We start from the raw sequence: 12,440 nt of genomic DNA on the forward strand, positions 1-12,440 counted from the left end.
GGTAGTCTATTAACCATAGTTAACAAGGTGCTTATATGCACCTTGTTTTGTCTTTAATTCAGCGCGTACAGTACCTATAGGTTTGCATGAATCTTAGCCGCTTAACCATTAACTCTTTCCGCAATATTTTGTCTGCTAACCTTAGTACTGGCAATGGATTAAATTTGATTTATGGCCAAAATGGCAGTGGTAAAACCAGTATTCTTGAAGCGATTTTCTTTTTAGGCATGGGACGTTCTTTTCGTAGCCACTTATCGCAACGGGTGATTAATACTGACGCCGATAATTTAGTGTTATTTGCCCAACTTACCGACGGTGAAGAGCATACAAAAATTGGTTTGCGCCGCCATCGCAGCGGTGAAATAGAAGTTAAAATTAATGGTGATAAAGTAAAAAAACTGTCTGTATTAGCTGAAACATTACCTATTCAGGTGATAACCCCAGAAAGTTTCTCACTGCTGTTTGAAGGACCAAAGGCTAGACGACAGTTTATCGATTGGGGCGCGTTTCATTCTGATCCACAATTCTATCAAGCCTGGGTTAATACTAGACGTATTTTAAAGCAAAGAAATCAACTTCTTAGAAATCAAGCCGCCTATTCTCAAATACAGTTTTGGGATAAGGAATTGGTACGGTATGCTGAACAGGTCACTGATATACGAAATCACTATGTAGACTCGTTAAATGAGCTACTAAAGGGTATAATCAATGAGTTTTTACCTCAGGTTAATATTAATGTTTCCTTTACCCGAGGATGGGATAGCAAAACGGACTTTTCGCAATTATTAGAAAACCAATATCCTAGAGATTTAGCCACCGGAAATACCGCAAGCGGCCCGCATAAAGCGGATTTACGTTTACGGGTAGGCAACTTGCCTGCGCAGGACGCGTTATCCCGTGGTCAATTAAAATTATTAGTCTGTGCACTGCGTATTGCACAGGGAAAGTTGCTCAAACAACAACTGAATAAAAACAGCATTTATTTAGTCGACGATTTACCGTCAGAGTTGGATGCACAGCATAGGCAGCTATTGTTGAAACAGTTAACCGAAACCGGCGCACAAATATTTGTCACCGCAATCGAGCCTGCAGCAATAGTCGATTCGTTAACAAGTCCCCCCGACAGGATATTTCATGTTGAAGATGGACAAGTAACGGTTATTGAATAACAACGAGAGAGAAATATGTCAGAGAATAGTTACGATTCTTCGAGTATTAAGGTTCTAAAAGGCCTTGATGCAGTACGTAAGCGCCCTGGTATGTATATTGGTGATACTGATGATGGTACGGGCCTTCACCATATGGTATTCGAAGTCGTCGATAACTCTATCGATGAAGCGTTAGCCGGTCACTGTAGTGACATTACTATCATGATCCATAGCGATGGTTCTGTGTCTGTCAAAGATGATGGCCGTGGTATTCCGGTTGCTATTCATGAAGAAGAAGGGGTTTCTGCCGCTGAAGTGATCATGACCATACTGCATGCTGGCGGTAAGTTTGATGATAACTCATATAAAGTCTCTGGCGGCCTTCACGGTGTAGGCGTATCGGTAGTTAATGCGTTATCAAAAAAACTGCAGCTGACTATTCGTCGTGCGGGTAAGATTTATGAACAGTTCTACACTCATGGTGTACCTGACTCACCTATTACCGAAATTGGTGATGCAGTTAAAACCGGTACTGAAATTCGTTTTTGGCCAAGCTCTGAAACGTTTACCGATGTAGAATTTCATTTCGATATTTTAGCTAAACGTGTTCGCGAGCTCTCTTTCCTTAACTCGGGCGTTGGCATTCGCCTTGTAGATGAGCGTGAAAATAGAGAAGAGTTCTTTAAATACGAAGGCGGTATTAGCGCGTTCGTCGATTACTTAAACCGTAATAAGACCCCTATTAACAAAGAAGTATTCCATTTTGTGCAAGAGCGTGAAGACGGCATTACCGTTGAAGTGGCTATGCAATGGAATGATGGTTATCAAGAAAATATTTTCTGTTTTACCAATAATATCCCCCAACGTGATGGTGGTACTCACTTAGCCGGTTTTAGAGGTGCGTTAACGCGTAACTTAAATACCTATATGGAGCGTGAAGGCTTCAATAAAAAAGGTAAAACCAGTGCCACAGGTGATGATGCCCGTGAAGGCTTAACTGCGGTTATTTCAGTTAAAGTGCCTGATCCAAAGTTCAGCTCACAGACCAAAGATAAATTAGTGTCAAGTGAAGTGAAAAGCGCGGTAGAACAAACCATGGGTGAGAAGTTGAATGACTACCTATTGGAAAACCCAGTTAATGCTAAGTTGATTGTCGGTAAAATTGTTGATGCAGCTCGTGCGCGTGAAGCTGCGCGTAAAGCGCGTGAAATGACACGTCGTAAAGGCGCATTAGATTTAGGTGGTTTGCCAGGTAAACTAGCTGATTGCCAAGAGAAAGACCCTGGTCTTTCAGAAATATATATAGTGGAAGGGGACTCTGCTGGCGGTAGTGCTAAGCAGGGGCGTAATCGTAAAAACCAGGCCATTCTGCCGTTGAAAGGTAAAATTTTAAACGTAGAAAAAGCCCGTTTTGACAAAATGTTATCTTCACAAGAAGTGGCCACGCTTATTACTGCTCTAGGTTGTGGTATTGGCCGTGATGAATACGATCCAGACAAAACCCGTTACCACAATATCGTTATCATGACCGATGCTGACGTCGACGGCTCGCACATTCGTACCTTGCTGTTGACCTTCTTCTTTCGTCAAATGCCTGAGCTTATTGAACGTGGCTATGTATATATTGCACAACCACCTTTGTACAAAGTTAAAAAAGGCAAACAAGAACAGTATTTAAAAGATGAGTTAGCGTTAACTGAATATCTAACAACTCAGGCTTTAGATGGTACTCACATCTATCCAAGCCAGGGTTCATTAGGTATGAGCGGTGAACCATTAGAGCGTTTAGTGACCCAGTATCGTGAAGTTGAAAAGATTATCAAACGCTTAGAAAAACGTTTTCCAACTAACATTACTAATCGTATGCTTTATCATCCTGAAATCACCACTGCAATGCTTGCTGATCAAGGTGTGATGAATGCATGGTGTGATGCCTTTATTGCTGATTTAGTTGCTTTAGAAAATAGTGGAGTGATTTATTCATCTGAAGTTATTTTAGATCCTGAGCGTAAAGTGTATACCCCAAAAGTCATTATTCGTAAGCACGGTATTGATACTAGTTACGTATTTGGCTATGACTTCTTCACTTCGAATGACTATCTGCGCATTGCTAAATTAGGCGCTGCTTTAGACGGTATGATTGAAGAAGGCGGCTATGTGCAACGTGGTGAGCGTCTAAAAGAAGTGGATAGCTTCTTAGAAGCGTTAGATTGGACTATTAGTGAAGCAAAGCGTGGCTTATATATTCAACGTTACAAAGGATTGGGTGAAATGAACCCTGAGCAATTGTGGGAAACTACAATGGATCCAGAGTCTCGTCGTATGTTGCGAGTCATGATTGAAGATGCGGTCGCTGCCGATCAACTGTTCAGTTGTTTGATGGGTGATCATGTTGAGCCTCGTCGTGAGTTTATTGAAACTAATGCGTTAAATGTGGCTAACTTAGACGTCTAGCTTTAAGCGTAACAGTGGCGATAAAAAAGGAAAGCTTAGGCTTTCCTTTTTTGTTTGCATTTTTTACGGTTTAATCTCAACCCAGGGATCGCTAAATTCGATATTGGTGATGAATTTTTCATCGGTTAAGCTGGCGAGAAAAGCCAGTAACTGTTGTTTTTCTGCTTCACTGATTTCAAAGCCCTTAATGAATGGACTTTTTAATGGATTTTGTCGTCCATCTCCTTGGTGTTCCCCTGCTGTAATATTACGGCCACCAGCTGCATAAATATCTATCACTTCAGATAAACTCGCCACGCTACCGTCATGCATATAAGGCGCTGTTAGGCTGATATTTCTTAAGCTTGGGGCCCTAAAACGACCGTCATCGATAGCTTTACCACTGACTTGAGCTAGACCAGTATCCTTTTGAGGGTAACCTAGCTGGCTATTTTGCTGTACTGGTGTCAATGCCGTGTCAGCCAAACTATTACTGGCTAATGATGCGCCAAGTAACCCAGTACGTTCAGTGTAATATAAGCCGGTATTGTGGAAAGGGCGTCTGTCTAGTGGTTGCTTTTCGTGGCTGGTGGATTGGGTAAAGTTAAAGCCGCCATGGCAATGATGGCACTCAAGTTTTTCTGAGAAGAATAGCGCCATTCCCGCCAGTTGGGCTTCATTCAGGGCATCGTCTTGCTCATTGTAGGCGTAAGCATCAAAGGGTGAGTTTAAGGATACTAAGCTTCTTACAAAACTCGCTAAAGCTTGAGTTATCTGTATAAAGTCAACACCGTTAGCTTGTTGGCCGAAAGCTTGCTCAAATAGTGCTGGGTAGGGCGCTTGGGTAAATCGTGCGAGTATTAATGCTTCTTTACCCGCGAGCCCCATTTCTACTGGCTGCTCACTAAACAGGGGCAGTAAAACCTGATCCTCTATATGAGTTAGACCGTCGTGGGCCCAGGTGAGGGTTTTGTTGTAGGCAATATTGACTAAGGCTGGCGCATTACGAGTGTGCGCTTGCCCTTTACTGCCTATAGAAACCTTGAGTGTTTCGGCAAAGGCTTTGGATTGTAAATGGCAACTGGCGCAGCTTTGCGTTTGATTGGCAGACAGGCGAGTGTCATAAAATAAATAACGGCCTAACGTGACCTTGGCCTGTGTCATTGGGTTGTCGGCAGGTACTTCAGGCTTTGGGAACCCTTCTGGTATTGGCCATTCATATTGGCTGACTTTGCTAGCAGATTCTGCCTGATTATCATTTTGTTGGTGACTTTCTTGCCCACAGCCCAATGCGAGCAGCATTAACAGCGCAAGAGCCATGGTGGCCAGCCATTGAGGTTTACTGGGTCGGTTAATCTGCATTAATTAAATCGCCACATTTTAGGGGTATCAGATATCTCGCTATCCAGAGGTTTGAGTGTTAAAGCTGCTTCACTCGCACTGTTTATCCCTAAAGCGTTAAACAGAGGCTGGCAACTTAGGCTTTGTGGATCAGACATACAAGCCTGTTGCGAGAGTTTGTCATCATTAAGTACAGTCGTTAGTAGAGGAGCTAAGTCTAATATTAGCTTTTGCTCCCCTTGATAAGCTAATTCGACTTTGGCTCTATTGGGGTAGCGGCAAGCCTTTAAAGGTGCACGCATTACACTTGCTGATTGGCAACCGATAGAGCCTAAATGAAATTGCCAGCCGGTTTGCAGACTAGCTAAAGGTATGTTTGCCGTTGTCTGATTAGTGGTAACTGCTGAGTTTGGCTGGTTAGTTTTATTCAAATCCAATCGTAAAAATTTATGCCCTTGTTGCCATGTCCAAAACATATCACTTTGATTAAGTGGCGGTAACGCTTTAAGTGGATTACCGTGATTAAGCTTAAATGGCACACCCAATTCAAAACCCATTAAGCCCGGTATCAATGGTTTTTCAAAATCAATTGTCCAATTTTCCTTACCTTGGCAATCTCCCCCCAATAACAATAAGTTTTTCTGTTGATGGCTTAATGTCTCCAAATCGGCATCTGTCTTGAGCGTGATGGGTTGACCGTTAAGGGTAAAGTTACTTAAGTAAAATTGGAGTTGTGCTAAATGCCACTGTGCTAATAGAGGCTCGTTGCACGTTACTGTTTTGTCATGCCACATCAATACAACTCTTAATGACTTGTTTTGTGCTGATTGCGCTTCAGAACCGTCACTGCAAGCGACAAGTAAGCATACTAAAGGCCATATCCATAGATGTGCAGGGCTTAACGCTAAGGATTTTTTTAACCGTCTAAAATGGGTGCTAAGGGAAGTAATATAAATAAATGATGGCATGTTATCTTGTTGTTGTTTATGTGTTGCTTTTCTGTATCCTACAAAATAAACCCTCAAAAAGCACTGATTTCTCGTTGATTTTAACTATTGGAACAAAAACGGAGTTCATTATGACGTTCCCTTATTTATGTAAGAGTGGCCTTAAACTTGTAGGTTTATTGTCTCTTAGTTGTTTTGTTAATACTTCCGCACAGGCGCATTCAGAGCATGATAAAGCAAGATTTGTCAGTGAGACGGGTCAAGATAAGGGCTTATGTGATAACGCATTGCGCCCGTGTAAAACAATTGCTTATGCAGTGACTCACGCTAATAAGGGCGATCGTGTATTGGTTGCTGATGGTTATTATCAAATTCAAGATATCGATGAACTCTTCTTACTGACCAGTGAAATCGTGCCTGTTATGGGGGGATTTAATCGTTTTGATCATTATCTTTCCCAGGCGCCACAGCTTAATAATACTGTTTTGGCAGGTGTACCATTAGAGTTTGCATCTAGCTTACACGATCGTGGTTTTAGGGTGATAAGTGATGGTATAGGACAGTATGGCAGTCAGCTTGATGAGATGTTAAAAGAGCATCAAGCGTTACAGCAAGACCATTCAAGTCAGGAGTGTACAGGTGGTAAGGCGGGTGGCTTTAACTGTGATGCCATCGACTTAGTATCCCATGTTTCCCTTGGTAGCTTTTCTTCCAAACCTTCGGCTGCCAATGATATTTGGGGCCATGTAGATCTTAATACCGGTACAGAATATGCCATTATTGGATTAACCAATGGTACCGCCGTAGTGAGTCTGGCCGATCCTGCTAATCCGGTTGAAATTGGTACTGTTTCTGGTAGCAATACCAGTTGGCGCGATATTAAAGTTTATCAATGGTTTGACACCTTAACTTCTCGCTGGAAAGCCAATGCCTACGTGACATCAGAAGGCTCAGATAAGATTCAAATTATTGATTTAAGCCAGTTGCCGACCTCTATCACTCGACTAGCAACTGATTCAGCTGAAGGAGCGGCGCACAATGTGTATATTAGCAATCTTGATTATACTACCAATACCGCGTTAAGTGGTTTAACACCCAACCTTCATATTGTAGGTCAAAGTAGTGCTGGTGGTGCCTTTAAGAGTTATTCCCTAACAAACCCCGGTCGCTTAAGTGCTAGTTTTAGTCATAGCGGTGCCACGCGTGATGATTACACTCATGATGCCAGTTCTATGGTAGTTGACGATGCTAGAGCACAAGCCAGCTGTCAAACGGCCATATGCACGGTTTTATTAGATTTTAATGAAAACAGCATGCGCCTTTGGAATATTACCAACCCCTCACAGAGTAAGTCATTGTCAGAAGTTAGCTATGCTAAAGCTGAATATGTTCATTCAGGCTGGTGGAGTGAGGATAAACGTTATGTGTTTGTCCACGATGAATTAGATGAACAAAGAGCCGGACTTAATACTACATTACGGGTTTTTAATGTTGATAATCTAGATGCTCCTAGTTTAGTTAAAGTATGGTCTGGACCGACTAAGGCGATAGATCATAATGGCTATGTTCGTGGAAATCGATATTACATGTCCAATTATCAACGTGGCGTGACTATTTTAGACATTAGTCAGCCAGACGCCCCTAAAGAGGTAGGTTACTTTGATACCTTTCCAGCGTCAGACAGTAATGCGTTTAACGGCGTTTGGGGAGTTTACCCTTACTTGCCATCTGGTTTAGTGATTGCTAGCGACATCAACAGTGGTTTATATATTCTGCGAGATAAGACGCAAAGCCAGATTCAGGGTAATGCGAGCTTTAGTTCAACAACATCATCTGCACTAGCGGGAGATGTGATGACTGTTAATGTGCAACGTCCGCAAGGCGAAGGTGTTGTTGATGTGGGTTATGAAACCCTAGAGGCAAGTGCAAAGCAAGGGCGTGATTTTGAGGCTCAAACAGGGCGGTTAAGTTGGGGGGCGAATGACCTTACGGACAAGCAAATTATTATCACCACCTTTGACAGCGGTCAAAACCGTGAGCTTAAGGCATTTGTCCGTTTGTTTGATCCCCAGGGCGGTTTAGGCATTACCAGCCCAAGCTACCATGAGTTATCTATTGGCGAAGATGTACCTCAGCCAGGCACTCTTGGTTTTGAGCGTGAACTAAGCACGATTAATGAAGGAGCAGATCCACTAAGTGTATCGGTATTACGCGTTGGTGGTAGTGTAGGTGAGGTGCGTGTTAACTATGAGTTTATAGAAGGCACCGCATCGTTAACAGAGGATCTTCAAGGTAGTTTAAGTGGCGAACTTGTCTGGTTAGATGGTGACTCAACGGCTAAGCAAATTGTGATTACTCCCAAAGAAGATACTCTGGTAGAAGGTAATGAGCTATTTTTGATAAAACTGACCAGTGTTGACTCAAGTGTACTTGGTTATGACACTCTGACCGTAACACTCGTTGATAATGACAGACTTAATAGTGCGCCAATTGTTACTGTGGGCGACAGTCGTGAGGTGAATGCAGGGGAAACCGTGACATTAACCGCAGTAGCTTCCGATCCTGAAAATGATGCTATTAGTTACCTATGGCAACAAACAGGTGGTACTGCAGTGAGCCTAACTAATGCGAATACAGCCTCTGCGCAATTTGTTTCACCAACGTATGATACAAGCTTAGTGTTTAGTGTGACAGCAACGGATAGTTTGCAAGCTAGCGCCTCAACAAGCGTCACTATTACGGTCAAGGCGGCTGTTGTGCCATTACCTGTACCAATAACTGAGCCATCCGGTGGCGGCAGCTTAGGTTGGATATCGCTATTATTACTGACTTTAATAGGTAAGCGTAGAATAGCTTAATAGTGGTTGTGGGTAATTATTAGCGTGTTATAAGAAATGGAACCTAATGGTTCCATTTTTGTTAGTAAGTGAACACCCACTAACTTTGCTATTTTATTATACTGGCAAGCATTACAGTTAAAACCCTGCTATATAGCGGCTATGGTCGTACATAATATTTTTGTGTCGGCTTGATATGACTTGTACTTAAATCAAAGAGTTTAGGTAGAATGCACCCAGATTAATTATGGTAAACTTCATTATTCGAGTATATCACCTTATAACGATTAACCATTGAGGGTGATTTGTGATTCAACTGGCCAAAGACAGACTTGTGTTGATGAGTATCACATAAAGTTCTATGGTGAGCTTGTTGAAATCAGTAAATTAAATATAACTCATCTAGATTTTATTGTTGAGCCAAATTATAAAACAGCGCCATCTAGCTGCGACTTTTATTGCAGAGTGCTATGGTTAAGTCAGAGCCTTTTATTCATTATCATTTGGATCAATGCCGTGGTCAGAACATTTTTTAAGAAGTTGTTTAATATTCGTGATAATCAAGAACAAGCTAAGTTTACCGGTGTGTCCAATACTGAAAAATTAAAAGCAGCATCACGCGCTAAAGCCGCTGAACGAGCCACTGCAACACAGGTAGAGTCGCAGATTAATGAAGCTGAGCAGTTGTCATCAATTGATGTTTCGGCGTTATTTTATAGTTTACTTTTTCCTGTGCAACAGCAAGGTACGGGTATAGCCAATAATCTTGAGCGCCAAGTGATGGGCAAAATTGAGATTGCGTTAAGCTCTCCCAAAGATATAGCTGAAAATGTGTTAAAACTCCCCAGTAAAATAGTTGAATTAGATAATAAGCTGGCTAATCAAGACGTCGATATTAAAGACGTATTGCAATTAATAGAACAGGATCCTTTGTTAAGTGTTGAAGTCTTAAAGTTATGTAACTCGACAACTTTCAAACGCTCTGATAGAGAGGTGACTAATTTACAACAAGCTTTAGTGCAATTGGGCCGTGAACAATTAAGGCAGTTTGTAACGGCTTGTTTGGCCCGCGAAATGATAGATATTAAGCCAATTTATTTCCGTCGTTTTGGCGCTGAAATATGGCGTCATTCAATGCAGGTGGCTTTTTTATCTAGCGAGCTTGTTGAAGGTGAGCGTGATAGCGCTTTTTTATTAGGCCTATTACATGATGTGGGTAAGATTGCTATATTCAAAATGTTGATTGATGCTTTTCATCAAGCAGAACCCGGCGAACAGCCCAATTCATTATTGTTTAGTCAGCTCATGACCTCAAAATCACTGACGCTAAGTGCTTTATTAGCTAAATATTGGCAATTGCCAAATACCTTTGCTGAAAATTTATCTTTACTGGCCAATGCTAATGTACCGCCTAAGTCAGGTGCAGCTAAAGCGGTTTGGCGAGCGAATGTGATAAGCGAATGTTCTATGTTAGTACAAGCGAATAAAATATCAGAAGAAGTACTGATTAAGTTATTGGCTCAAGTCGACATTTCCCGCGAGTCTTTTGATGAACTACATCAAAAATTATTACAGTTTTAAATCACTCTGATTTGAATACACATAAAAAAAGCGCCTAGGGCGCTTTTTTGTGTAATGACATTTAAACTAATCGTTATTGCAGTACAGAAATGTCTGCAACATGTAAGAATTGCTCACGTAAGCTATTAAGTAACGCTAAGCGATTATTCTTAAGTGCTTCATCATCAGCCATCACCATGACATCTTCAAAGAAGGTGTCTACACTTTCACGTAAATCGGCTAGCAAGGTTAATGCCTGCTGATAATCAGCATTAGCAAATAGCGGTGCTAATTCTGGTTGCAGTTGGATTAACTTATCCGCTAAAGCTTTTTCTGCCGGTTCAACTAATAAGCTCTGGTTAATGGTTTCAGGCAGTGTGCCTTCAACCTTGGCCAAGATATTAGACACTCGCTTATTAGCTGCAGCAAGGGCTGTGGATGCCTCTAAACTGCGGAAGTGTGATACCGCTTTAACACGACTATCAAAATCAGCAGGGCGCGTTGGGCGACGTGCTAACACTGCAAGAATCACATCAACTTGAATGCCTTTATCTTGATACCAGCTACGGAAGCGGGCCATAAAGAATTCAAGAACATCATCAGCGGTTGTTTTATTGCTAAGACTATCACCGTGAAGTTTTTGCGCTTGAGCGATTAATTCCACTAAGTCTAACGGTAGATTGTTTTCTACAATAATACGTAAAATACCAATAGCGGCACGGCGAAGAGCAAATGGATCTGCTGCTCCCTTAGGGGCTTGGCCGATACCGAAAATACCCACAAGGGTGTCAAATTTTTCAGCTAAGGCAACCGCACAAGATACCGCATCTGTTGGCACTGTATCACCTGAAAACTTAGGCTTATATTGTTGTTCAATAGCAACAGCAACCGCTTCTGACTCACCATCTAAGCGTGCGTAATGCATACCCATAGTGCCTTGGGTATCGGTAAACTCCATCACCATATTGGTCATCAAGTCTGCTTTTGATAGTAAGCCTGCACGACTAGCATCAGCTTCGCTGGCATTTAATTGTGCAGCGATAAAACATGCCATTGCAGAAATACGTTCAACGCGTTGCTTTAACGTGCCTAATTGCTTTTGGAATACCACGGTTTCTAGGCTGGCTAAACGAGACTCTAGGGTGTGCTTTTTATCTGTGTTGAAGAAAAACTCAGCGTCAGCAAGACGTGGGCGAACCACTTTTTCATTACCTGAAATAATTTGCTGCGGATCTTTCGATTCAATGTTGGTGACAAAGATGAAGTTAGGCAGTAACTTGCCTGCGTTATCAAACACAGGAAAATACTTCTGATCGCCTTTCATGGTGTAAACCAAAGCTTCAGCTGGCACGTTTAAGAACTTTTCTTCAAAGCTGGCGGTTAATACCACTGGCCATTCAACTAATGAGGTGACTTCTTCAAGTAAGTCATCTTCAAGTTCTGCTATACCACCAATAACCGCAGCAGCTTTTTCTGCATCGGCTTTAATCAAGGCTTTACGCACATGATAATCTGCAATCACTTTACCTTGTTCTTTGAGCATAGTGATGTAGTTATCTGCATGATCTAGCTCAAATGAGGCTTGCCCCATAAAGCGGTGACCACGAATAGTTCGTGCAGATTGAATCCCTAACACTTCACCTGAAATAGACTCAGCGCCTAATAACATGGTGACAGTATGAACCGGGCGAATAAACTGAGTTTTGTTATTACCCCAGCGCATTGGCTTTGGAATAGGCAGCTTATCTAATGCTTGTTGAGTCATGTCAGCAATAAGGCTACCTGTGGCTACACCCACTATTTTGGCTTGATGAACTAACCATTCACCTTTGTCGGTCACTAAACGTTCAGCTTGCTCTACCGTAATACCGTTACCACGAGCCCAGCCTTGAGCTGCTTTGGTTGGATTACCGTCAGCATCAAATGCTGAGCTAACAGCAGGGCCACGTTTTTCAACAACTTTATCCGCTTGCGCTAACGCTAACTGAGTAATGCTAATGGCTAATCGGCGAGGTGCGGCATACCAAGTTGATGCGGTAAAAGGCAAGTCTGCTTTAGTGAGTTCAGCTTCAAAGTTAGCTAAAAATGATTCCGCAAGTGTGCGTAGTGCTTTTGGCGGTAACTCTTCAGTGCCAATTTCAATGAGTAAGTTTTCAAATTTCATCTAATAACCT

7 protein-coding genes are annotated in these 12,440 nt (G+C 42.1%); 4 read left to right on the forward strand and 3 right to left on the reverse strand.

Annotation, left to right across the window (positions count from 1 at the left end):
• The first annotated feature begins 86 nt into the window (after positions 1–86).
• Positions 87–1,169, forward strand: a complete 1,083-nt coding sequence (gene recF, locus ACRWQL_RS10360) for a DNA replication/repair protein RecF (protein ID WP_434927672.1) — start codon at positions 87–89, stop codon at positions 1,167–1,169.
• A gap of 15 nt (positions 1,170–1,184) precedes the next feature.
• Positions 1,185–3,602: a DNA topoisomerase (ATP-hydrolyzing) subunit B gene (gyrB, locus tag ACRWQL_RS10365; RefSeq protein ID WP_434927671.1), complete on the forward strand. Its 2,418-nt coding sequence runs from the start codon at positions 1,185–1,187 to the stop codon at positions 3,600–3,602.
• A 63-nt stretch (positions 3,603–3,665) separates the two neighbouring features.
• Here gyrB and ACRWQL_RS10370 read toward each other — a convergent pair whose 3' ends face one another.
• Positions 3,666–4,943, reverse strand: coding sequence for an MbnH family di-heme enzyme (locus ACRWQL_RS10370; RefSeq protein WP_434953320.1), 1,278 nt, complete (start codon positions 4,941–4,943; stop codon positions 3,666–3,668).
• Positions 4,943–5,890 carry an MbnP family copper-binding protein gene (locus ACRWQL_RS10375; protein WP_434953321.1) on the reverse strand — a complete coding sequence of 316 codons (948 nt, stop codon included), beginning with the start codon at positions 5,888–5,890 and terminating at the stop codon, positions 4,943–4,945. Before ACRWQL_RS10375 ends, ACRWQL_RS10370 begins: the two co-directional genes overlap by 1 nt.
• A gap of 110 nt (positions 5,891–6,000) precedes the next feature.
• On the opposite strand from ACRWQL_RS10375, the gene ACRWQL_RS10380 reads away from it, so the two are divergent.
• Positions 6,001–8,727 (forward strand): choice-of-anchor B family protein, encoded by a 2,727-nt coding sequence (locus tag ACRWQL_RS10380; RefSeq protein ID WP_434953322.1) that lies wholly within the window; start codon positions 6,001–6,003, stop codon positions 8,725–8,727.
• A 495-nt stretch (positions 8,728–9,222) separates the two neighbouring features.
• The gene (locus ACRWQL_RS10385; RefSeq protein WP_226412272.1) at positions 9,223–10,287 is read left to right on the forward strand and encodes an HDOD domain-containing protein; all 1,065 of its coding nucleotides are present in this window, start codon (positions 9,223–9,225) and stop codon (positions 10,285–10,287) included.
• A 73-nt stretch (positions 10,288–10,360) separates the two neighbouring features.
• On the opposite strand, the gene glyS is transcribed toward ACRWQL_RS10385, so the two are convergent.
• Positions 10,361–12,430: a glycine--tRNA ligase subunit beta gene (gene glyS, locus ACRWQL_RS10390; RefSeq protein ID WP_434953323.1), complete on the reverse strand. Its 2,070-nt coding sequence runs from the start codon at positions 12,428–12,430 to the stop codon at positions 10,361–10,363.
• Between the last annotated feature and the right edge of the window lie 10 nt (positions 12,431–12,440).

Origin of the sequence: Shewanella sp. HL-SH4, assembly GCF_051164845.1 — a bacterium.
Classification (GTDB): Bacteria; Pseudomonadota; Gammaproteobacteria; order Enterobacterales; family Shewanellaceae; genus Shewanella; species Shewanella glacialimarina.